Origin of the sequence: Enterococcus sp. AN402, from assembly GCF_040719405.1 — a bacterium.
In the GTDB taxonomy this organism is placed as follows: Bacteria; Bacillota; Bacilli; order Lactobacillales; family Enterococcaceae; genus Enterococcus; species Enterococcus faecalis.
In genome coordinates this window covers 91,295-116,032 of sequence record NZ_JBFDTM010000003.1, presented here as the reverse complement: position 1 = coordinate 116,032, position 24,738 = coordinate 91,295, and the positions used below count along the sequence as shown (strand labels likewise).

At 28.8% G+C, this 24,738-nt stretch carries 21 protein-coding genes and 1 tRNA gene; 1 reads left to right on the top strand and 21 read right to left on the bottom strand.

Translation table 11 applies throughout. From position 1 onward, the window contains the following. Positions 1-647: 647 nt before the first annotated feature. From AB1I62_RS01145 to AB1I62_RS01095, 11 genes are all read right to left on the bottom strand, one after another. Complete coding sequence (locus AB1I62_RS01145; protein WP_033598538.1) at positions 648-1,421, bottom strand: ABC transporter permease; 774 nt, start codon at positions 1,419-1,421, stop codon at positions 648-650. After that, positions 1,418-2,323, bottom strand: a complete 906-nt coding sequence (locus AB1I62_RS01140; protein ID WP_181039740.1) for an ABC transporter ATP-binding protein — start codon at positions 2,321-2,323, stop codon at positions 1,418-1,420. The genes AB1I62_RS01145 and AB1I62_RS01140 overlap by 4 nt, the downstream gene beginning before the upstream one ends. Before the next feature lie 506 nt (positions 2,324-2,829). After that, positions 2,830-3,780, bottom strand: a complete 951-nt coding sequence (gene nrdF / locus AB1I62_RS01135; protein WP_074653822.1) for a class 1b ribonucleoside-diphosphate reductase subunit beta — start codon at positions 3,778-3,780, stop codon at positions 2,830-2,832. Positions 3,781-3,809: 29 nt separating this feature from the next. Continuing rightward, positions 3,810-4,742, bottom strand: a complete 933-nt coding sequence (locus AB1I62_RS01130; RefSeq protein WP_033598535.1) for a ribonucleotide-diphosphate reductase subunit beta — start codon at positions 4,740-4,742, stop codon at positions 3,810-3,812. A 28-nt stretch (positions 4,743-4,770) separates the two neighbouring features. After that, complete coding sequence (gene nrdE, locus AB1I62_RS01125; RefSeq protein WP_367018912.1) at positions 4,771-6,933, bottom strand: class 1b ribonucleoside-diphosphate reductase subunit alpha; 2,163 nt, start codon at positions 6,931-6,933, stop codon at positions 4,771-4,773. A 1-nt stretch (position 6,934) separates the two neighbouring features. Beyond that, positions 6,935-7,411 carry a class Ib ribonucleoside-diphosphate reductase assembly flavoprotein NrdI gene (locus AB1I62_RS01120; RefSeq protein ID WP_080482585.1) on the bottom strand — a complete coding sequence of 159 codons (477 nt, stop codon included), beginning with the start codon at positions 7,409-7,411 and terminating at the stop codon, positions 6,935-6,937. A gap of 512 nt (positions 7,412-7,923) precedes the next feature. Then, a complete protein-coding gene (gene dltB / locus AB1I62_RS01115) occupies positions 7,924-9,123 on the bottom strand; it encodes a D-alanyl-lipoteichoic acid biosynthesis protein DltB (RefSeq protein ID WP_033598529.1) in 1,200 nt (399 codons plus the stop codon). 796 nt (positions 9,124-9,919) lie between these two features. Beyond that, positions 9,920-10,522 carry a protein adenylyltransferase Fic gene (gene fic / locus AB1I62_RS01110; protein ID WP_367018910.1) on the bottom strand — a complete coding sequence of 201 codons (603 nt, stop codon included), beginning with the start codon at positions 10,520-10,522 and terminating at the stop codon, positions 9,920-9,922. 278 nt (positions 10,523-10,800) lie between these two features. After that, entirely contained in the window at positions 10,801-11,739 is a 939-nt protein-coding gene (locus AB1I62_RS01105; RefSeq protein ID WP_033598526.1) for a hypothetical protein, read from the bottom strand. 112 nt (positions 11,740-11,851) lie between these two features. Beyond that, the gene (locus AB1I62_RS01100; RefSeq protein WP_033598524.1) at positions 11,852-12,193 is read right to left on the bottom strand and encodes a type II toxin-antitoxin system PemK/MazF family toxin; all 342 of its coding nucleotides are present in this window, start codon (positions 12,191-12,193) and stop codon (positions 11,852-11,854) included. Continuing rightward, complete coding sequence (locus AB1I62_RS01095; protein ID WP_002362431.1) at positions 12,193-12,423, bottom strand: hypothetical protein; 231 nt, start codon at positions 12,421-12,423, stop codon at positions 12,193-12,195. The genes AB1I62_RS01100 and AB1I62_RS01095 overlap by 1 nt, the downstream gene beginning before the upstream one ends. A gap of 141 nt (positions 12,424-12,564) precedes the next feature. Here AB1I62_RS01095 and AB1I62_RS01090 point away from each other — a divergent pair, with 141 nt between their 5' ends. Next, positions 12,565-13,185: a recombinase family protein gene (locus AB1I62_RS01090; protein ID WP_242391762.1), complete on the top strand. Its 621-nt coding sequence runs from the start codon at positions 12,565-12,567 to the stop codon at positions 13,183-13,185. 711 nt (positions 13,186-13,896) lie between these two features. Here the strand turns inward: AB1I62_RS01090 and AB1I62_RS01085 are convergent. The 10 genes from AB1I62_RS01085 to AB1I62_RS01040 all read right to left on the bottom strand — a co-directional run bounded on the left by AB1I62_RS01085 (position 13,897) and on the right by AB1I62_RS01040 (position 24,695). Further along, a tRNA-Val gene (locus AB1I62_RS01085) sits at positions 13,897-13,984 on the bottom strand. A 38-nt stretch (positions 13,985-14,022) separates the two neighbouring features. Then, positions 14,023-15,045: a D-alanine--D-alanine ligase family protein gene (locus AB1I62_RS01080; protein WP_367018907.1), complete on the bottom strand. Its 1,023-nt coding sequence runs from the start codon at positions 15,043-15,045 to the stop codon at positions 14,023-14,025. 12 nt (positions 15,046-15,057) lie between these two features. Beyond that, the gene (locus tag AB1I62_RS01075) at positions 15,058-16,893 is read right to left on the bottom strand and encodes a hypothetical protein (protein ID WP_367018905.1); all 1,836 of its coding nucleotides are present in this window, start codon (positions 16,891-16,893) and stop codon (positions 15,058-15,060) included. An 8-nt stretch (positions 16,894-16,901) separates the two neighbouring features. Then, positions 16,902-18,083: an MFS transporter gene (locus AB1I62_RS01070; protein WP_367018903.1), complete on the bottom strand. Its 1,182-nt coding sequence runs from the start codon at positions 18,081-18,083 to the stop codon at positions 16,902-16,904. Beyond that, positions 18,070-19,017, bottom strand: coding sequence for an ATP-grasp domain-containing protein (locus tag AB1I62_RS01065; protein ID WP_065536096.1), 948 nt, complete (start codon positions 19,015-19,017; stop codon positions 18,070-18,072). The genes AB1I62_RS01070 and AB1I62_RS01065 overlap by 14 nt, the downstream gene beginning before the upstream one ends. A 2-nt stretch (positions 19,018-19,019) precedes the next feature. Beyond that, positions 19,020-20,111 (bottom strand): 3-dehydroquinate synthase, encoded by a 1,092-nt coding sequence (gene aroB / locus AB1I62_RS01060; RefSeq protein ID WP_367018901.1) that lies wholly within the window; start codon positions 20,109-20,111, stop codon positions 19,020-19,022. Next, positions 20,104-20,868: an SDR family NAD(P)-dependent oxidoreductase gene (locus AB1I62_RS01055; RefSeq protein WP_080476208.1), complete on the bottom strand. Its 765-nt coding sequence runs from the start codon at positions 20,866-20,868 to the stop codon at positions 20,104-20,106. Before AB1I62_RS01055 ends, aroB begins: the two co-directional genes overlap by 8 nt. Next, a complete protein-coding gene (locus tag AB1I62_RS01050; RefSeq protein WP_367018899.1) occupies positions 20,846-22,108 on the bottom strand; it encodes an aminotransferase class III-fold pyridoxal phosphate-dependent enzyme in 1,263 nt (420 codons plus the stop codon). Before AB1I62_RS01050 ends, AB1I62_RS01055 begins: the two co-directional genes overlap by 23 nt. Then, on the bottom strand, positions 22,098-22,874 hold the full coding sequence (locus tag AB1I62_RS01045) for a bifunctional 3-deoxy-7-phosphoheptulonate synthase/chorismate mutase (RefSeq protein WP_367018898.1): 777 nt from the start codon (positions 22,872-22,874) through the stop codon (positions 22,098-22,100). The genes AB1I62_RS01050 and AB1I62_RS01045 overlap by 11 nt, the downstream gene beginning before the upstream one ends. A 15-nt stretch (positions 22,875-22,889) precedes the next feature. Further along, positions 22,890-24,695: a hypothetical protein gene (locus AB1I62_RS01040; protein WP_367018896.1), complete on the bottom strand. Its 1,806-nt coding sequence runs from the start codon at positions 24,693-24,695 to the stop codon at positions 22,890-22,892. Positions 24,696-24,738: the final 43 nt, after the last annotated feature.

Sequence of the window (24,738 nt, the reverse complement as noted above, 5' to 3'; positions counted from 1 at the left end):
TTATAAAAAATGGCATACTCAAAATTTACATGAATATTTATAATATAAATATTTTTAATCATCTGTATGACTTGATTTTACCAAGTTTCTGTTTCGTTCATAAACTATCATTAATTTCTGCATACCCTACCCTATACTGTGTTTTTAAAATAAATTCATTTTATGACTAATGTTTGTGAATAAAAATGTAGGGCAATCAATAAAAAAAAGATAGTCAAAAATATATAATTTTTTGACTATCTTTAGTAGTGACAATTTTTTAGTTACGACGGGGTATACTTTCTGTAAGTTTGTAAAATTGACTTTTTTCTGTAAAATCTCCACTATATATTCTATTTAATTCAGATTTTTACCAAATTCTCCTAATTAGATAATTAAGTTTTCTTCTTTTGAAGAGTAATGTATTATTTCCTTTTAGGACATACTTCGGATATATGAATTAAGTGATTGATTAATACTTCGGCTTTTTACAGAAGTCTATTTTTGGTTAAACTTACAACAACATATCTTCAATATTTAATAGATCGGACGATTGAACTTTCGAAATACATAAACAGTTATATAAAAAGTGAATATCACATTTTATATTAGATAGTTTTTGATCGGTCATGATTTAATATCTATAAAATTGTATTTTAAAATAAAAATCAAACATTCTTTTTATTGAATGCTACATAGCCCAATCCTAAGAAAATAATAATATAAAGAACATTCCCTATGAGCAGTTGGTTAGTAGATAAATGCGTTAAGGGTTCCATGATTTTTTCATTACCCAATTGCTTTTGCAAATTTAACATGCTAACAGGATTCCATTTTATCCACTCCCACTTAGTTATAACAGCGGTCAAAATATCGGATATTATAGAAGAAGCAAAATAAAAAACTATCCCCACAGAAATGGCAGCTCCAGAGCTATTAATAAAACAAGCTAACATTAAGACTAAGCTAAGAATAAGCCATAAACCAATATAACTTCCCAATATATTTAACATTAAAGCTTTTAACAAAGTTTGTCCATTTTCTAATGTTTGTGTAAAACTGATAGAAGGAAACAAAACTATTTTTACTATTATAGAAGTAACTGTTGCTACTATATATAGAAAAACTGAATAAATAGCTAATGTTAACCATTTACTAGCCAAAATCTCTCCACGAAAATATTTTCGATAAAGTAAATTTTTTAATGTTCCGTATTGAGATTCCATAGAAATAATAGTGCTGCTTGTTGCAATCATGATAAAAACAATCCAAGAGGTGCCACTAAAACTACTGGTAAACATGGTATCTGGGGCAATCGCACCGGAATATTTTTTTGTAAGTACGCCAGTCGCAATAATAAGCACTACTAATAGTAATGGGGAAATAAACGTAGATTTTTTTTTAGTTAACTTAAAAAGTTCTTGTTTCACAAGCAAAATCATTCTTGAACACCAGCTTTCTTTTCATCTAATATTTCAAGCAAAGAACTTTCTAAATCGTTATCAAGGTATTGAATATCTTTAACTTGTATTCCGTTAGTAGATAAAAGTTGGATAATATCACTTAATTGTTCCTCCGAATCTTTAACTATTTTGAGTTCAGTTGGACTCTCAATAAGAAATTTTTCTTTTATTAAAAGCTCTCTAGCTAGTTCATTCTGTGACGTTTTTAAAAGAAAGTAATGTTTCGCTGACTGATTCAATTCATCTATAGAACATTGACGAATAATTTCACCGTTATTAATAATAATAAACTGATTAGAGATTTTTTCTAGTTCACTAAGGATGTGGCTTGAAATTAAAAAAGTTGTACCGGTTTTAGCTAATGCTAATATAATTTCTCGCACATCACGAGTTGCTTGAGGATCTAGTCCATTCATTGGCTCATCTAATACAACAAGTTCAGGACTATTTATTAAAGCTAACGCAATTCCTAATTTTTGCTTCATTCCCAAAGAGTAGGACTTCGCTTTTTTATGAATATACTCTGTCATTTTAAGCATAGTCACGAGATTGTCAATAGCGGCTTTATCTTTCGTTTCAGAAAATAACTTCAGGTGGTCATAACCAGAAAGAAAAGGATAAATTCCAGGATATTCGATTAAGGCTCCTACTTTATCTAGCCCTTTGTGACTAGTTGGTGAAATCGGTATATCTTTAATCTGAATAGTTCCTTCTTGATATTGAATTAACCCTAATAATGCTTTCATTATCGTTGTTTTTCCCGCGCCATTAGGACCTACTAGCCCAATAATTTGTCCTTGTTTCAAGGTGAAGTTAATATTCTTTAGTGCTTGCTTTTTACCAAAGTTTTTTGATAAATGTTGAATAGACAAAATTTCTATCAATTGTCCCACTCCTTTCATATTCTTTACTCTTGCATTATATACTTTTGGTAGCACATTGTCGCTAGGTCTTTAGTATGATTAAATAAACTAAAAATCATTAATAGATATTGAGATAAGTTTTGAGAAAAAAGAAACCTTATTTTGAGGGAGTCTTTTTAAATGATTTTTATCGTATCAAAAAACGATTATTTATGAAACTGTATATACACTATTAAAGTAGATAAAAAATGAATATTTTAAATAGACTACTAACAAATTTCTTCTTTCAATTTTGGAGAAAACATATTAATAGCTGAATTTTGTTTTCTAAGATTATAAGAGATAAGAGCATAATGTATTTGATTGGCATCTTTAAATTCAATATGAGGAGGTTCTATAATTTGTATGAGATTCAAAATTAGGAAAAAGACTGTCACAATCTTTCGGATTTTTTTAGATATAATCGTCGATAATCTTTAAAAATACGAACTTACACAATGTTCTTTACAGGCCATTTAAATAAATTAAAAAAGATAATCATCATCCTTCATAGATTCAACGCTACCCATTAAATATCCTGCTCCTACTTGTGAAAAGAAATCGTGGTTTGCTGTTTCAGTTGAAATACCATTCATTACAATAGGGTTAATACTAGTAATTGTTACATCTTCATATCTAACTGGAAATCCCATATTTTGCAAAGACTTATTGGCATTATATTTAATAAAGTCTTTTACTTCTTCAACTAAACCTACAGATTCATATAGCTCTTCGGCAAATGCAAATTCATTTTCTAATAAGTCATCTAATAGTTCATACATCCAGTCCTTCAAATCCTCTTGTTCATCAACTGTTAATTTAGAAAAGCTCATCTGGAACTTATATCCAAGATAAGTTCCATGTACGGACTCATCTCGAATAACGAGTTTGATAATTTCCGAAAGATTTGCTAATTTATTTTGTCCACGATACCATAGGGGGATAAAAAAATTGTTATAGTATAATATACCTTCTAAATAAACACTAGCTATTTTTTTCTTTAAATTATCACCGTTTTGATATATATCGTTTATTCTTTTTACTTTGTATTGCATTCTATAATTATTATTCATCCAATTGTAAATATCATCAATTGTTGATGAATCATTTAGTGATGTTAAGATAGTTCCATAGCTTTTGGCATGGATTGATTCCATCATTAGAAAGTTATTAATCACAGCTATTTCTTTACGAGTTATAGCATCTTCTCTCATTACATTAACGCCTTCCTCCGATTGTAATGTATCTAACAAAGCAAGGCCACCAACAACTCTATTAATCAGATCCTTTTCAGATTGAGAAAGAGTTCTCCAATCTTTTAAATCATTTGAAACTGGAACACGAGTGTCTAACCAAAATTGAGCGGTGGCTTTATCCCAAACATATTCGTCAAATTCATCTTCTATTATGTTCCAATTTACTGTTTTTACTGTCATATCTAATACCTCCGGTTATTATTTCAAAATTAGAATGTATAATCATCATTAGAAGTTTTTTCTGTGTAAATGTTATTACACTTTTGTGCTTGTTGAAAAAATTTATTAGTGGTCATTAATAAGCTATCTAAATAAACTTTAGTTGATGGTGTTAGTTGCTCTTCAAATTGTTTTTCAAATCCCATAGAATCAAAGGCATAGTTTGCTCCATATGATAATAAATTGTTGGCATATGAACGGGTATTTTCTGATAAACTATCATAGAAACAAATTTCTTCTAAAATAGTTTCTGCAGAAAACTCCTTGAACCAATTTATGAAATCACTTCTAGAATCTTGAGTTAGAGTCATAAATGCCTTTTGAAATTTATAACCACTATAGGCTATAAAAAGTCCACTACCTTGTAAAATATTACGAATTATTTTGTTTGATTGAACTAACTCTTTTTCTTTTAAAATAGGAGCATAACATCCAAAAGTCAGTGCGCTTTCAAGAAAAATAAATGCAGCTTTTTTTTGAAAGGTATTTCCATTCTTAAAAATATGCTCAAAGAGATTTACTTTCTTTTGTAATATAGGATTTGTATCAGCAAATTGATAATACTCATATGCTTTATCATTTAAATCTAAAGAACGAAAAATTGTAGTAAAAGATTTTGTATGAACAGACTCCATAAACGTAATTACATTAAGAATAGCTTCTTCTTGTTGTGTCTGAACATTTTGGCGTAAACTCGCAACTCCAATTTCAGATTGAATAGCTGTATTTAAAGATGCACAAGCTAATAAATTACATATTTCTTCTTTCTTGTTTAATTCCAATACATTCCAAATTTTTCTATCTTCTTTAAGAGAAATTCTAGTATCTAGCCAAAAATTATTAGTTAATTTCTCCCATGTATACTGATCTAAATAATCAAGTTGTTCATTCCAATTGATTGCTTTATAATATAAAAAGCCCATAGTATATCCTCCGTTTTATTCAATTTTTTTAAATCATACAAGCATCGCATTCATTAGAACTAGAAATTTCATCATCTTCTGTGAAAGTACGTACATAATAGAGAGATTTAATTCCCTTTGTCCATGCATAGTTTCTAAGACGATTTAAATCACGAGTAGTCATCAATTCATTTCCTTCTTCTTTCCATTCATACAAGCCTTTTGGTAATACAGACCGCATAAATAATGTTAAACTCATTCCTTGGTCAATATGTTTTTGAGCCACAGCATATGTGTCTATGATTTTTCGTTGATCAATATCATAAGCAGAGATGTAGTAAGGTAATGTATCTTCATTTAAACAAGGAGCAGGATAAAAAATTGATCCTACTTTAGTTTCTTGTCGTTGTTCAACTAATTGAGTAATTGGGTGTATTGAGGCACTGGTTTCGTTAATATATGAAATAGACCCATTTGGAGCAATTGCTAATCGATTTCTATGATATAGTCCATATTTCATAATAGATAATTTTAAATCTTTCCAATCTTCAACAGTTGGAAGTTTAATGTGTTTAAATATTTTTTTTACCTTGTTATTTTGTAATACAAATGGGGTTGAAATATAAGTATCAAAATAACTACCATCTGCATATTTTGACTTTTCAAAGTCATGAAATACTTTTCGTCGTTCCTGTGCAATTTTATTACTTGCTAATAAAGAGTAATAATTTAACGCAATAAAAAATGCTTCAGTAAATTCTAATGCTTCTTTAGACCCATAATAAATTTTATTTTTTGCTAATGCTGTGTGTAAGCCCATGGCTCCTAAGCCAATTGTATGATATAGACTATTCCCTAAACTTATACTGGGAACTTCATCTATACTTGTGTTATCAGTAACTGTTGTTAAAGCTCTGACCGCAATCTCGATAGACTGAGAAAAATTTGGAGAATGAATAAGTTTGTCAATATTCAAAGATCCTAAATTGCAAGAAATATCTGATCCGACTATTTCATAAGACAAGTCATCGTTAAGTATTGAAGGAGTCTGAGGTTGTAAAATCTCACTGCAAAGATTACTCATAATAATTTTTCCTGAAACAGGATTTGTTTTATTCGCTGTATCAATATTTATAATGTATGGATAACCAGATTCCTGTTGTAGCTTAGATATTTTTTGTTCTAGTTCCCGTGCATTAATATACGTTTTTTTTATTTTGGGATTATCAATTAATGACTCATACTCAGCAGATATATCTACATAACTAAAGGGTTTGTTGTATATACGTTCTACATCATAAGGGCTAAATAAGGCCATTTGTTGATTTGTTTTTAAAAGTTCATAATATTTATCTGGAACAATAAGACCTAATGAAAGTGTCTTAATACGAATCTTTTCATCAGCATTTTCTTTTTTTGTTGATAGAAAAGATTGGATATCTGGATGGAAAACATTGAGATAAGCAACCCCTGCACCATTTCTCTGACCTAATTGATTAGAATAGCTAAAGGAATCTTCTAATAGTTTCATAACTGGAATAATTCCAGAAGATGCATTAGATATTTTTTTTATAGGATCTCCAGCAGCACGAATATTAGATAAATTTACACCAACACCGCCTCCGATTCTAGACAACTGTAAAGCTGAATTTAACATTCTTCCAATTGATAACATTGAATCGTTAACATCAATTAAAAAGCAGGATACAAGTTCTCCTCGTCTTTTTTTTCCAGCATTTAGAAACGTTGGTGTTGCAGGTTGATATCTCTGATTAATTAATTCTTCCGCAATCATTTTTGCAAGATGCTCATCACCGTTTCCTAAATATAAAGAATTAAAGAAAACACGATCTATAAAGTTTTCAAGAAATTGTTTGTTATCATTTGTCTTCAATGCATATTGTGTATAAAATTTATAGGCTCCCATAAAACTATGGAATTTGAATTTCTGTTTTTTTAGATATTCATATAGATTATTTAAAAATTTTTCTGAATAAAGATTTAGTAGTTGTTCTTCAATATAATCTTGTTTTACCAAAAAATTTAATTTTTCTGCTAATATATTAAAATATTTTGTATTTGGTTTTACTTCTGTTTCTATATAAGAATCTAAAGCTTGTTTATCAAAATACAAAGGGATTTTTCCTTCAATAGGAATATTTAATAGATTGTTAAGATAAAAATAATTTTTAGAAATATTAGTTTTTGTCATATTACCCCTTCTTTCTCATATTAGCTATGCCTTGTAACCTAATTAGTTTTTCTCCAATTCTTTTTACATCTTCAAAAGTTCCACGAAGCTCAAATTCATCAATATAAGGAAAACCAAAATATTTTGAATATTGCTTTGCTGTAAGTCCGAACTGTTTATTAAAGTTTCGATTACCACTACCAACAATCCCATAGCAAAGTAAGTAATTATCGTTAAACGTTAAGTATTCCTTTAATGGAGTAGTCAGGATTTCCTTATAACCATTTTCAATACCGTTGCCTCCTTCTAAAAATGAAGGTAAGAAGGTGACGAATGGCTCATTCATACATTCAAAAGGTTGATTGCTTAATACTGTATCTTTGATATTTTTTGCACAAAGATTAATATTCTTATTTGTAAAGTAGCTATCAAGTTGTTGAATAAAATCTTTGGTATTTCCAGTTAAACTTATATATATGACATTTATTTTTTTTATCATATTTATAAACCTCTCTTTCACAAAATATACCACATATAGTATCACTGTTTTAGTTAGAATACAACATAATGTGTTTTTGCTACTTCTAATAAAAAAAGCAATTGTTTTTTTTGTCACAAATAAATTTAAATTTTTGTTCTTATGTTTTATATTTTAAATATAGAATTACCGGGGATATTTGATAAAAAAAACTGCTATGGGAACAATAATTTAAATTTTTCTAATATCATAGAGATGTTTTTCACAAATAACATGACAACTCTTTATAGTTGTTTTTAGAAGTGACAATTATGTTCATATTTAAATGTGAGCATTTTCACAAGTTTATATTTTTTATTGTTTAGAATAGATGATAAAAAATATAAAAACGAGATATGAGTTACCATATCTCGTTTATTCAGAAATATATTTTTATAGTAAATAAAAAATTTTAACATACAATTAAATTAGAGATAATATAAAACTGCTAAAATCAAAAACTATTATTTGATATTTTGCTTTTTCATTTTCAATTATTTAAACCAAAGTTGGTTTAAAAAGCCTGAAAATATTAAGAAACTCACGCAAATTGCATTAAAGGTTAGAAATATTGCAAATGCATGTGTAAATTTGTTCGATGGAATTTTCTCCCTGTTTTTTTTCTTAAAACGTAGCCAAGCATCTGTTAGACAAATCAGTGTTGCATGATATAATCCATACGCAATATAGTACCACTTTAAACCATGCCATATACCCATGATTAAAAATAAAACAAAGTATCCAACATTTGATGCTACAATTTTACTTTTAAATACCTTCTTTTTCATTAAGAAAAACATTAGACGCATATATACATAATCACGAAACCAAAAAGATAAAGTCATGTGCCAGCGATTCCAAAATTCTTTTATATTCCAACTTAAAAAAGGCTTGTTAAAGTTTATTGGTGTATCATATCCCATTAAATAACTTGTCCCAACTGCGAAGAGACTATATCCTGCAACATCAAAAAAAAGGTATACGCTATAAATATACATATAACCTAAAGTCCACAACGAGATACCACCTTGTGATAAGGCGCTTTTTTCAAAATACATTAAGAATTCATATAAATAATGATTAATAATAAACTTATATAAAAAGCCTAAAAATATATAAAAAATTCCTTTATCTAGAAAGTCTAAATATTTTTCTGGACTAGGTGGATTTTTTAAATCCTTTTCAAAACGTCTATATCGATCAATTGGGCCTGAAGAAATCGTTGGAAAAAAAAGTAAGAATTGAATGTAACGAGATGGATAATACTCTTTAATCAACCCATCACGTAAGTCCATGTTTACTTGAACAGCTTTAAATGTTAGATAAGATATTCCTAAGAAACCTATTGGTGTTTTTCCAAGCATAAATGGAGAAATTTTTACTAAAATAAGTGGTAAAATATTTAGAAAAATGGAAAGATAGAATATTTTATCTGTATTTTTATTTTTTCGATAGGTAGCGTAAGCCCATGTTAATAGTGTTTGATAGATAGTATATATAATTATAGTTATCCCCTGTTGCCATTGATTTCCACCAAAACTTATATAAAGGAAGATTAAAGTTACAAGTGTTTGATACCAAGGCCATCTTTCCCCTTTAATTATTAATGTTAAAATCATTGGTAGTAATGCTATAATCAATAATACAAAATAAAATGGTGTATAATAAGGTACCATATGAGGAAAAGTTGTCATCACGTTTTCACCAATCTTTCGCAGTTTATTTTCATCTGTTAAATAATATCAAAAAAAAAATCTATTTCCATTTATAAGACTAACAATTTTCTTACAAAGTTGTAATGGTACTTATATAATTAGATTTTATAAATATTAAGAGTTTTTTTGAATATATCTTTAGTTTAGTATGTATAAAAAATGATAAGCTTAATAGCCAATAAGATATTACAAAAAAATATTTTAAAATGAAAGAATATTGGTATAATTTGTTTAGAAAATTTAAGAATAAAAAACACAGAAAGAAGGATAGGTTATGCATTATGTTGAAGTAATCACAAAAGGAATTAAAAATAAACAATTGTTTATTACTCATTATTAAAATAGCTCTCTTATTTCTTTAGCAAAATATTCAATTCGTTTTTTCATAGTAATTCCACTACTAAATGGATTTTGTAATTTGGGAGCTAATATAATTGTTACATTTACAGAATACATAATATTTTTACAGCTGTTATTAAATTGTCTTATCAATACAATACGAAGATCTTGATTCTGTTGTTAAAATACAATTATTATGCAAAGTAAAATAAAAAGTGTGAGTTATAACAAGAGATGTAACAAATAATCTTTTTTAATAACGTTTTATCGTTGATAAAATAAAGTTAAATTCATCCGTTTAAGTTTAAATGTTATGTAAATAAATCCTTATATAACTAACTATTAAATAGAATGTAACTTTCTTAGCTTTTTTCCTAAAACAAAAGGTAGCTTGGATTAATTATCATCCAAGCTACCTTTTGTTTTTCTACTTAATTTATAAGTCATCAACATTGTATTCGGTATATCCTTCATAATAATAACTAATATCAATGCCCTTCATGAAGATTTCTCTGTCATCAATTTTATCAGTTAAAGCATTTGAGATTAAGTGTTTGATTTCTAAATCGTTGACCGGACTTCTTTCCATTGCAGACAAATAATCTTCTTTATCAATTAAGTTCCAGTCTACAACCTGCTTTAATTCTTTTTTCAGAATTAAGTCTAACCATATTCTCATCGCTCTACCATTGCCTTCACGAAAAGGATGTGCGATGTTCATTTCACCATATTTGGCTACAATTTCATCTAAATTTTTTTGTGGCATTTTATCTATATGTTCTAAAGCGATTTCTAGATACATTACTGGTGCAAAGCGGAAACTTCTTTTAGAAATATTTTGACTTCTTACTTTACCTGCAAATTCATAAATATCTTCAAACAAATAATTATGGATATATGATAGCCCTTTGAATGTTCCAACTTCTACTCTGTCGATATCTCCAGAGTCATACAATTGTTTTGCCTTTTCTTTACTGACACGTTCCTCAACTCTGTTTAACTCAAGTTGGTTAATAATACCTAATTTATTTTCTAACAACTGAATTCACCGCCTATTAATTATTAATCCTATTTTTCAATAACTCTTTCAACTTTCATGCTAAGTTTTTCAATGTATTTTAGCACGAAAGCTACATAACAATCAAAAAGCTAAAGATACATATTACGTATTATCCAGCTTTTCTCCAGTAGTATTCTCCTTTTTCCTAATGGTGAAAATAAACTCAATGTCTTTTTTTAGATCTGGAAAATTATCATGATAGATAGTTGATGCTATGTAATAAATGTTTTTTGTTATTACATATAAAAGACATTAATTTAGATATTTTTAACAATGAACGCTTGTAAAATATCTAATTTGCTAGTTTCGATATTGTGTGCCGCAGGTTTAACAATTTTAATTTTTCTTTTATCTGAAATTTTTAATAATCCTATTCCTTCAGGAAGCTTTTTAGATGCAAGTAATAAGATATCTTCAGGAACAACTACCCAGCTATAGTTAGTTTTAGTGTTTAAAATTATATTGTTAAGTTTGTTATCCGAAAAAACTATTTCGATGCTATGCGTATTTAACTCTTGTATATATTTACTAGAAACGTTTTCTAGTAATAGAAAATCTAAAGTAACTTGTCTCGTTAATAACGAAGAATAAAAGGAGAACTCGGGAACTAACTTATAAACTGATTTTCCTTTTTGATATGAATTATTAGTACTTTGTAACCACGAACTATCTGACAATGCAAACGAAAAATCAGATATAGTAAATATTTGTTCGTCGCTACTATCAATTTTAGAGTATCTATTTTTTTTAACTATTCCTCCACCCTCTTTTGCTTGTATCGTTTTAATAGTTGACCAAGTGTTTAATAAGTCAGATCTCTTAATATCTTTTGCTAAAACTTGCTGCATTAATTCATCTTTTATTTGGCTGTTTCCTTGACTAATTTTTTCTACTAATTCAAAGTTATCTGGACTGACTTCTACATCCTCTATGTTAGGAACACTAACTCCCCTACTTCTTGCTCGTTGTTGGTAGTCAAAGTATATTTCTCCTGCTTTTTTTCTTTTCCATATTAGCGATTCAGTTACTCCTGCTACATATGCTAAATGTTTAATCCACTGTGTGAAAGAACTATACTCGTTACGCCATAATTTATTATATTCTACTTCTCTTATTAGCTCGTATAGGCGCACCCATGAATGAGAATCTTTAGACAATATTTCTTCAATTTCATGTTCTATTTTTCTTAGGTTCAATTTATCCTCCTTTCTACCTATTTACTATAATATCTTATAGTAAATAGACGTTATAAAAAGAAAGAATTCATGAATATTAATTATTATATGTATCCTTTCTTCCTATTTATAATTAAAAAATGTATTCAATGATTTGATCTATTTTAGCCATATCCTTTAATGGTAAATGTTCTATTTGGCTTAACTTTCTTTCTGTAAAATCTAAAGATTTTAATTGGGAAATAACGACTTGTCCACGAGTTTCCATTTCATCAGGTAATGTATAACGAGTTGGTATATTTTTAATTGTAGAAGTTATGGGACAAATTACTGCAAACATCGTCTTTCTATTAAATTCGTATCTAGAAACTACTAGACCTGGATGTCTTTTCTGTATTTCTTTTCCAGCTGAAGGATCGAAATCTATCCATACAATATCGCCCTTTTTAGGAATATATTTCTTTTCGTCACTCATTAAAATAATTCTCTCCCTCCAGGTTCAATGTCATGCCATTCATCTTTTTCGTAGTACTCCCCTTCTGATCCACCACTAAATGGATCTTGTAATTTAGGGACTAACGTAATTGTCCCATCATCAGAATACATCACTATATATTCTTGGTCTGCTTTTGGTTTCTGTCCGTTATTAGATGGTAATGTCAATACTACAGAACTTCCTTGTTTTCTAGATTTTGTGGTTAACATACAATCACCTCTTATATTTTATTATACCAAATAATTAAATAGTTTTAAATGATTATATACTATATTTAATTAATTTAGTGTAATTTAGTTATCTAATCAATATTAGATGTTTTAGAATTGATTCGTTAGGTTCATAAACTTATGTTCAGAAAAGGTGAGGAAATTTTGTCCATTTATGGTTATTCAAGAGTGAGTACTAGTAATCAAGATTACAAAACCCAGATTCAAAAACTAGAACAAGCTGGAGCAGAAAAAATCTTCAGTGAAAAATATACGGGAACAAAAAAAGAAGGAAGAAAAGAATTAGAAGAACTACTTTCTATTGTAAAAACTGGAGATAAAGTTTTAGTGACGAAAATTGATCGGCTGGCTAGAAGTATTGTTGATTTAAATTCGATTATCTCTTCTTTAAACAATTCAGGAGTGACTATCACCTTCTTAGATAATGCCCTAACCTTTGAGCCAAATAAAAGTGATTCGATGCAAACATTAATGATGAACATGTTAGGGAGTTTCGCACAATTTGAGAGAGACCTAATTGTCACGAGAACACAAGAAGGAAAACAGTGGCATCGAGCAAACAATAAAAACTATCGAGAAGGACGTCCGAAAAGAGTTCTGAATGATAAATATAAACATGCACTCGAGTTAATGGAAACAAATAGCATGCGAGAAGTAGAAAAGAAAACAGGTATTTCTTTATCTACTCTCAAACGAATCAAAAAACAAGCAAAAGAAGAGCAGTTACTTAGTGAGAAATAATTTAAATATAGAAAATAGATAAAAGATTATTAAATTGTTGAAAAAGTTTTTAGTTTCGAGATATGGGATAAAAAAACATTGTCAAAAATCTTCAGTCAATTTATAACTATCGGTAATAGGCATTAGTTAAATAAAAGAAATAGACAGCCGTTTTCCGCCGGCTGTCTAAGATAGATTTGTAAAGAAGTTAATATTGTGCTTCCTATAGTGTATTTTTAGGATACTTCAATTTAAACAATTAAAATCATGTTCGATATAAGGTAAAAGTGTTCTCTTAAGAAATAAATGAGAGTAAAAAATTTTTCTTCATTCTCACTAACTAAACAAGTCCTTTATTATAGTTAGTTTCCTCTTTATCTAAAAGATATTGCCATTAGCTAATTCACTTTAAAAAATATCTTTCAAACGCCGGGTGAATTGTTAAAATTATTAACGCTGAGGCAAACACCCAAAGGATGGTCAGAATTTTAAAGCCTTAGAATTCATATAAAATAATATAAACTTGCATGTACACAAAAAACTCACTATTTTGACTAACAGTGAGTTTTTTAGATATTTTATGTATCTCAAAAAATAATTAAAATATAAAAGAAATTCAATTATATTATATAGTTGGAGAGTATTCAAAAAAAGTATAATTTCTAAATCAGTAGACATACTTATATAACAGTAAAGTACTATTATATAAGTATGTCTGTTGTTCAAATTTTATGCCGGGTGGAGGATTCGAACCCCCAAAAGACATTTCATGTCTAACTTAGCTGTAATCTAAGCGCGTATCCCAGTTCCGCCAACCCGGTACACAAATTATACAACACAAATAATTATATTGTCAAACTATAATTCATATTTAACTTTATTGTTATTTTCATGCATTTCAAAACCATAGCTAATTAAACTTAGCAGTAATTCTTTATAGCTAATACCTATTTCTTTGAAAAGTAAGGGAAACATGCTACTGTTCGTAAATCCTGGCACTGTATTAACTTCACTTACCGTAATCATCTCATTTTGATCAATAAAAAAGTCTATCCTTGCCATACCTTGACATTCTAATATACCATAAATTTTTTTTGACAAGTCCTGTATCTCTTTTTTTAAATTTTTAGATATCAATGCTGGAATATTTAATATTGCGCCATGTTCATCTACATATTTTTTTGTATAATCATAAAATCCATCTTCTTCCGTTTCAATACTTCCAACTTCACTTACAATTACTTTTTCATTACCAATTACTCCACATTCTATCTCAATACCTCTTATTTCTTGTTCCAGAACAATTTTTTTATCAAAGGTAAATGCTACATCTAGTGCTTCCACAAATTCTTTCTTTGTTGTTACTCGTGATATTCCTACAGATGATCCTAAGCTTGCAGGTTTCACATAAAAAGGACAACCTAAAGTCTCAATAATTTCTTCATAGGTGTAGGACTCTTTTGTTTTCATAACTAACCAGTCAGCAACATTTATTCCTTCATAATCTAGAATCCGTTTAGTAATATCTTTATCCATGCAAAGTGCCGATGCTAATGTAGAGCAGCCAACAAAAGGTTTATTTAAACTTCTAAATAGACCTTGTAGTCCACCATCCTCTCCTAAATTTCCATGTATTAGTGACATGAATATATCCACGTTATATTCAACAGCACAGCTCATTCTGTACATTCCAATATCCTTATAATTCCAATTTGATTTGGTAAAAAAAGTACGGTTTATCATCCATATTTTTCCTTCAAGGTCTAACTCAAACAACTCAATATCTATCTCTCCAGATAAAACCTTGCAAATATTATAACAAGTGTTAAAAGATACTTCTCTCTCTGTTGACTGACCTCCAAAAAAAATGCCCAATTTCATCTCAATAGCCTCCTAAATATAGAACTGTCTTTTAAATAAATAAATACCACCGTTAACTAAGCATAAAATCGTTGCATAAACAATATCTTTAAGTAAACCACTTTGTTTTAACTTCCGTTTCAAATTCACCTTTATATAAGAATTTGGTTCAATTTCATACCTCTCATCTTTTACTTGTTTCACTGTTTCCATACCTCTAACACAAAGAGAAGTAGTAACGTAAATTTTAAAGTTAGAATTATTAAACATATTAACATCTAATTCAACCATATCATCTTTTAGAGAAGATTGAACAACCTTTAAATCAAGGACTTTATCTGTTTTATCATCTATAATAGAGCAAGAGGGGCATATTTTAATATATCTACTATATGAATCAAAGTAGTCTATACTTAATATTTCGCTAACTTCATAATCATTACAAACTGGGCATACATCCTTTTTTTGAATACCACTTCGCTGATTATACCCGAAGTGTAAATCATACAACCTATATTTATCTTTTGTAATATTTTTTTCCCAATAAGCCATAATATTATCAGTTAATAATTCATTGCTTTTTTGTATATTACTAATCTTGTTAATAATGTCTTTATTATGTGCTGTGTTGCTTCCTAATAGGTAAAAATTTTTTTCGAGACTATAATATAGCTCTTGATTTTTCACTAGCATTTTTTTGAATTCATTTGTATTTGGTAATAATTTACTTATGCTTTGATTAGCCTTTATATTTTTTTTGAACTGACTGATATCATAAATTGTTTGATTATAATTGAAATCTACCAGTTCTATCTTATCAATCAAATTCTCAGTATTCTTTCTCGTTACAACTATTTCTTCACATATGTCAGTATCAAAATAAAAGTATTTAGTTTTACTTGTCATTAGTTTTGATTCTTTTTTTATCTTTTTAACGTAGTAGTTATTATCTAATCTCTTCTCTACATGATTAGGATCTCCATAATATGCATAAACTGGCGATAAGTTATGTGAAATACAATATAAATTACTGTATAGAGCTGTCATACCTATAGAAAAACCTGATTCAAAAATAGCTTGAGATAATTCCACTTCTTCCTCATCTGATAATTTAGTAGCAAAAGGAGCAATATATCCAACTATCTTGCTTCTTAATATATCTCTTGATAAAATATTTCTTCCTTTTCGTTCAAATTTTTTTGGAGAAGTATTACCTAAAACACAACCATTTATCATTAAAAATTCAGTGTTTAAATCATCCGGTTGCAATGTAAATTCATCTTTATTTTCTGTTGTTAGTACTAACCTGCTGCCTATAGAAAGCTGGTCTATTCTACCACCTCCGAAAATTCCCGTAAAAATTTTTTGTTTAGAAAAAAATTGTTTATTTACTGTAGGACTATAAACAGAAGATATGGTTAGATTTCCCATTTGAATATCAGTATACTTTGGGGTTAAAACCATTCTTTCATTAACAATTTCTACATTTTTCGAATATTTTATAGATTTATACATCTGATACGCAATATCTTTTTCATTCCCAACTATCAGGCCAACTGAAATGTTTTTTTTACATGACCAACCTACAATTTTAGTCAAATTTTGATAGTCTAAAGAATCAAAAGAATCAACAATAATAATAGACCTATAGTCTATAGTTATTCCATTGAAAAGTTCTTCTAAATCTTTAATAACAACTCTGTCATAATTAAAATATTTACAATAACTTTTTGTTAAAAGATCAATATCACCATTGAATAATTGTATAATCAGTGTATGATTTGCTTCATGTTTCTCTACGCAAAAACCTGATTCCATTTCTGAATAAATATCTTCTATATTGAAATCTTCAAATTTTTTAGTATTCATTTTCTCACCTACTTATTCTTCCCCAAATTAATAAGAAATATCGATAGTACTAGTATTAATGCCCCTGTTCCTAATACAATCAAACTAAAAGAAGAGCTATAATTCGTTGAGACAGAAGAACTGATAATCCCACCTAGAGGCGCTAATGTCATTGAAATAACAAAAGCACTAGATAAAACTTTACCAAGATTTTGTTCATCACTTTGTTGTTGCTGTAAAGTCGTTATGGATACCGAAGCTACTGTAATCATAAAGCTCATACATGCATACGAAATTGCAAAAATAATCCAATTATTAAATACCGCGCTTGTTATTACAAATGCTGGAATTAGTAACATAGAAATGGTTAATGTTTTCATCACTGATTTATCTTTTAAGATTGTAGATAAACATACGGCCCCTAATAAACTACCTAAACCAGAAATAGAATAAACTATGCCTATTAACTGATCATTCAACATCAGTTCTGATTTTAAGTAATAAATTATCGATGAATTAAAACCCACCATACATATATTTATTACAATAGTAAATAACAACGCAATTCTTAAATAGTAATTTTTAAAGTTAATTATAAATCCATTGAATATCGTACTGAGCTTTTCATTTTCTTCATTTATTTCAATTTCTGGAATTTTTGAGATTATTAAAATGATAAATAACACTAAAAACGTTAAACCATTTAACACAAACATAAAGTCAATAGAAATTTTGGTCATCAACATACCTGCTATCCCTGGCGATAGCAACTTGGAAAAAGTTCTTACTGTTTGAAATTGAGAATTAAACTTTTGTAAATCATTTTTTGAAAATAGGGTAGGCAAAACCACTGAAAAACTAGTTTGAAAAAATATAGCAAATGCAGGTAATGAAAATGCTATTATATAATATAACCACAAATCACCATCATACTTATGAACAAATGGTATAGATAGGCACAATACCATTTGAATCAAAGTTGCTATACACATACTAAGCTTTCGGCTATACCTATCAAGAATATACCCCATTATAAACCCTAAAAAAAGTTGTGGTAACATTTCTATAATGACCATACTGCTCAATGCAGCAGAAGATTGTGTAATATTATATATTAGTATAGGAAATGCTATTTTTTGAAATCTATCACCAATGTTTGAAATAAATTCTCCAAATGTTATTAAATAAAACGTTCTTTTAGATCCGTTCATAGTACACCCCACATCTCCTTAGTGACTGTTTTATGTCGAAACATATTAAATCATACAAATCTAATCCAGCTTCTCGACCAGAGAAAGGTATAATACTATGTTCTGAAATTCCATACATAACGCCTAATTCAATAACATAAGGAATATTATTTTTCACTCGAAAATCAATGTATCCCATTCCACCAATTTCAAAAAAATCAGCAATTTTCTCACTTATTTTTTTTATTTCACTTACCAAAAAGTCATTCTGTTTATTTAATAGAGTGAAAAGAGGGGAGCCGCTGGTGTATCTACAATAAAAATTTTCATCTTTATTGATTTTCGCTTTACCCACAGAAATCAATTCAACTTTTTGATTATTCCTAATGATTCCGCTAATATAGTCATCTCCATCTACATAGTCCTGTATTAAAAAGTAATCATCAATAGATTTATTCTCTAAAACAGCTTCTTCAAAGTCATATTCATTATATATTTTTTTAATACCAGCACTTGAACCACCATTAAATCTAGGCTTAAGTATCACAGGATACTGCAAAGCTGATTCCTTCATTTTTAAAACAAATTCTTTCCTACATGAATTTGAAGATATGGAAAAAAATTTAGGAATATTAATTCCAAGCAAAGTACATATTTTATTGAAAAAATACTTATCTTTAGACATTGCACTTACTGTACCTATTGATCCAGAATATGGTACTCCTTTTTCTTGAACGATTGCCTGGAATGCCCCATTCTCTCCTATACCTCCATATGAAATAATATAAATAAAATCATACTCAGTAATAATATCCGTATTCTTCAATATATTTGCGATTTCCTCAGTAGAAACCTCCATATTATGTTTTTTCAACTCATATTCAATACGTAGAGCCGCACTGTCAGCTATATCTTTTTCTTGTTCTGATCCGCCTTTAGCAATAAGTATTTTCATAGTTAAACTCCTAAAAATATTTTTAATTCATTATTTAAAATATTTGATTTATAATCTAACATTTCTATTCTATATGATTCTTTTGTGGGAACAACTAAAGCTATTTCGTCTCCAACATTTTTTTTATCAGTTTTCATTATTTCTAATAATTTCTCAGCTGAATTCTCATTCTTTATAAGATTAAATGTCGTGGGTAAATGGTATACCTTTAAAACATCTAATAATGATTTGAGTTGAGAGTATTCTAAGTTATAGATATGATATCCATACATTGCCTCAAAAGACATTCCAATTGCAACTGCTTCGCCATGTAAAAGGGATTTGTGTTGTGTAATTGTCTCGAGGCAATGTCCCAATGTATGACCAAAGTTTAAGCTTAATCGCTCTTTTTTCTCATATTCATCATTTACTACAATTTCTTTTTTTAATACAATTGACTGATAAATAACTCTTTTAAGTAATGAATCATTTGTACGTCTTAGTAGATCATCTGAATATAATTGTAAAACTTTAAATAATTTTTGATCATGTAAATAGGCTATTTTTATAATTTCACTGTATCCGCAGTATAGCTCTCGATTAGGAAGAGTATTAAGAAATTTTGTGTTAATTAGAGTTACTTCAGGTGGATAAATTGTCCCTATCATATTGGTTAATTCTTCAAAGTGAATGGCCACCTTTCCACCTATAGAACTATCTACTTGACTTAGCAAAGTTGTAGGTATTTGAACAAATTTCATTCCTCTATTAAACGTAGCTGCGATGTATCCTGCTAAATCACCAATAACTCCTCCTCCAAAAGCTAAAGTAATGTCATTTCTTTTAAAATTTTTTGCTATTAGTTTAGAGTACGCTTTAGATACATTCCTCATATTCTTGCTATTTCCACCAGCTTCAACAATATACAATTCAACAAAAAATATTGAATTTAATTCTTCAATAAAACTTTTATAAATTGAATATACATTGGTATCTGTTACTAAGAATATTTTTGTACCCTCATTAACATTCTTTTTTAAATACTCAATAGGAGTATCACAAAAAATCACTTTATAAGTTTTTAAATTTGATTCTATTTTTATCTCGTCAAGCATACTTGTATCCTCCATTCAAGCTAATATCTTCACCATTAAGATAACTAGATTTTTCAGATACCAAGAAATCTACCATATTACTAACGTCCTTCACATTTCCCAATCTACTTTGACAGTTAATATTTTTATACAGTTCATTTTCTGCTTGTTCATAAGTTATGTCGTTTTCCAAAGCAAATTGATGAACTGCAGCTTTTGTCATATCTGTTTCTATAGATCCTGGTGATATAATATTTATTCTAACCCTGTGTTTTAGATAGAGCTGACTCATTATTTTAAGATAATGAGATACCGCGGCTTTTGTCATAGAATAGAAGGGGAAATTTGGTCTTAATATTTTACCTGCTATACTAGATATATAAATTAATTGTCCCTCAGATAAATTATTAGCATGCATTTTTAAATGTGCTTGAGATAGTACTATTTGAGCTGTTAAATTAATATTAATAATTTCCTCCAAGTAACTATCTTCTTCTAAAAACTGCTCTGGTCTTCCTATCCCTGCATTTAAAACAAGCACGTCAATATCACCAACTTCTCGATATAGTCTCTCATAACTATCAAAAAGTGTTTCGGGTTTAGAAAAATCAGAAATAAAAATTTGACTGTTACTTGGAAGAAAATCTAACGAATTTTTACTTTTAGCATGATAAATTACTGTATATCCTTTTTTTTCTAAACTTTGAGCAATAGCTTTTCCTATTCCTCGAGAACTACCTGTCACAAGAGCTATTTTATTTTTCGTATTTTTCCCCATATTGATCTATCACTCTTTCTATTCTTTCAAGCAAGTCAGTAATAAATTGATTATCTGAAGTTAGTGGTGGCATTAGAACTACTACATTTTGGTATGCTGAACGACTAATGATATGTTCTTTTTCTAACAATTGATAAAAATAGTCCAATTCATGCTCGTCTTGACTTTGCTCAACTAATTGAATTCCAATCATTAATCCCTTACCACGAATATTTTTAATACTCTTTGGATACTTCTCTTTTAACATTGATAATTTTTCAAATATTTTTTTAGACTGTATATTGACATTTTCTAAAATATTCTCATTTTCAAAAATGTCTAGCACTGCTTGAGCGGCTGCTATACCTACTACAGATCCAGCATTAGTATATCCATGTAAAAATTTTTTATCACTTTTAAATGGCTCTGTAACTTTACTTGTAAAAACTGTAACGCCTAGCGGTGCATACCCTGCAGTAATTCCCTTAGCCAGAACAAGTATGTCAGGGATTACCCCTAGTTCCTGATATGCAAACAAAGAACCCGTTCTGCCGAATCCTGTCACAACTTCATCAAAAATAAGTAAAATATTATTTTGAATTGTAAAGTCTCTTAATTTTTGTAAAAATTCTGCAGAAAAAACGTATATCCCTCCCGAACCTATAATTGGTTCTACAATAATTGCTGCTATCTGCTCTACATCATTGCTAATAATTTGCTCTATAATTGAGTCATCTGACATTTGGTCGGGTAAATCTAAAGTAAAGTAGTTCTCTTCATCCAAAACACAACCTTCTCTATTAGGACGTTCTCCCATCACATTCATTGTGCCTAATGAAACACCATGGTAACTGTAATTAAAATGTCCTATCTTTTTTTTCTGTTTCAAACCTTTAAGATACCAATAATTTTGTGCAGCTTTCAAGGCGGTTTCTACACTATCAGATCCACCAGTTCCAAAGAATACTCTATCGAACTCTGGCAATTTACTTATTAATCTATTTGAATAATCTATTAAATCTGGATAGGCCCGGCCAAATAAAGCAGTCGCAGGCAAAGAATTCAAAGCAGAAGTAATTCTATTTATAATATCTATCCTAGAATATCCTAGAGAAACATTCCAAATCCCAGATATTGCATCTACATATTTATTTCCATTATTTGCATAGACATAAGAACCCTCTACTTTATTAATAACAAAAGGATTTTCATCAAAATCATTAATATTAGTAAAGTTTAACCATAAGTTTTCAGTATTCATACGTATCCCTCCATAAGTCGTTTGAAAATTTTTCAAATTCTATATTGTCTATTTGTTGCTCTTTATCTGATAAAGCAGTTTCTGGATTTGGATGAGTTTCTATCATTATACCGTCAGCGTTCACCGCTCTAGCTACTCTTGCAGCAGGTAAAAGCAAGTCTTTTCTACCTGTAGAATGCGAAACATCTACTATTATAGGTAGTCCCGTTTTTTCCTTCATAATAGGGACACACATTATATCCAGAGTATTTCTCGTTTCAACATCAAAAGAACGTATACCTCTTTCACAGAGAATGATGTTTTTCTTTCCTTGTTCACGAAGATACATTGCAGCTCCTACGAACTCTTCTATTGTGGACATTAACCCTCTTTTTAAAATAACTGTTTTTTTTATCTTTGCTACTTCCTTCAACAACTCAAAATTCTGCATATTTCTAGAACCAATTTGAATAATATCAATGTAATCATATCCACATACTAGTTGTTCTTTTGACATAATTTCACATACTGACATTAATTCTAACTTATCTGCTACTTCTTTCATGTACTCTAGTCCTTGTACTCCTAAACCTTGAAAGCTACTTGGAGTAGTTCTTGGTTTAAAAGCACCTCCACGAAAATATTTATAACCTAAATTTTTAATGTTACTTGCACTTGAAAAAAGCTGCTCCATTGATTCAATAGAACAAGGTCCGGCAATTAAATTATCCTTAGAGCACCCCACATTCGAAAAAAAATCTTTAAATATTTGTGCTTGCTTATCCATAGTATGATTTTCCTTTCAAATTTCTTTTCTAAAAGGCTTACTGTAAATATTTAATTTATTGTTGAAAATACAGTAAACTTTAATTGAGTTTACTAACGAAACTTTTGATAATTCATATTCGTATTGATGAAATGCTTCCATTTTATCATTTGGCTGTATCATTATAGGAGAATCCATTTCTTCGTCATATAATAAACTAATAGCTATTAAGCCAGGTTCAGAAATATTTTCCATTTTCACTTTAATTAACAACTTCTCTTCTTTGAGACACTCTTCACTAAGAATTGTTACTTTTATTATGTTTGGATCGGTTATATCAGTAATTTGTCCACAATTTGCACAATATTCTTGTTTTCTATTCATTTGTCCTAAATGTCTTTTTACATGCTTCTCTAAAATATTATAGCTACAATAGGGACATTCTGTTCCATTATTAACGTCTACTAGTTTAAAGCTATCTATATATGTCTCACTTAATGGAGAGAGAGCATTCTGTTTACTTTTAACTATGTTGTCTAAAAAAGAAAAAAGCAAACTCATTTCTTTCTCTTTAATTTTATTTATTTTGGTAATTATCTTTTTAGCCTCATCAGAAAAAAAATTGGCATAATTTAATGATTTTTCTAAACTAGAATACTGATTCCTTAAATCATTTAGCGCATTTTTTTCTTTATTGTTTATGCTACCTTTCAGCTCAATTATTTCTTCCACCATTTGATAATTATTAATATTAAAAAACTTTTGTTTATTCACAAAGTATATTTTTTGGGGAAGAACTTTTGTTTCTGAGAAAAAAAGAATTCGTTCAGATATACTATCCAACACCCAAGTAATACGAACATTGCTTACAAATAAACATTTACTTAACTTTTCAAATTCTCTATGGCCTTCGATATAGCCAAATCTACTTTCCGCAATTTCTTCTTCGTTTGTTTCAATATAGCCTTCGCGTATTTCAAATTTCAGAAACACGTCTTCTCTTAAGCTACTATTTAACGGGTTTCCTATAGCAACATATCTTGGTAAATCTGTAGAGCGTTCTTTTATGTTATTATTTATTATCCGAGTTAATTGAGATAAACTATAGCCAAATTTTTTCAACACTATATACCACATACATTCTGGGAAATAGTTATCCTTCAGCCCTCTATATAAAATTGCTTCTAGAATATTGGACTCTACTATGTCATGATAAAGAGCATTGTTTGTAAAAGTTAATCCAAAACAAGATCCTAAAAAAATCGATTGTATATTATGAATATTCAAAAAATTCAAAAATGAATCTGAATTATACGTTTTCGTCAATCCTTTAGATATTAATTTCTCTTTGCCAAAATAAAGAATTTCACCATTACCATGTAATATCATAGAGAGACTCGTTATTTCTTTAAAATTTTTCAATTTTGTAAGCGGATTGTTTTTTCTATTAATTATCGAAAAAATCTCACTATTATAATCTTGGACTTTTGGATCAATCATATTTAAATATACATCTTTAGATCCTTTTAGTTCTTTCTTACTACCACATTTACTAAGTAAAATCAACAACTCATCTCTGTTGCGCCCTAGAAGATAACTTATATTTAGGTCACTATTACGCGATATAAAATTTTCTAAATTAACATCCATGGACGTGTCTGAAAGTACTAAGTAGTATTTTTTATTATCACATACATAATCATTTAAATCATAAACTATTTCTACTTCATATTCTTGATTGTCATCAAAGAATGAAGATACTTCGTTTGAATCAGCCTCTTTACAGTAAACGAGTACATTGACACGCTTTTCTTCCCCATCAAAATTTAATCCAAAATCCATATACACATCCCCATTCCAATATAAAATACTTTTCTTTAACCAA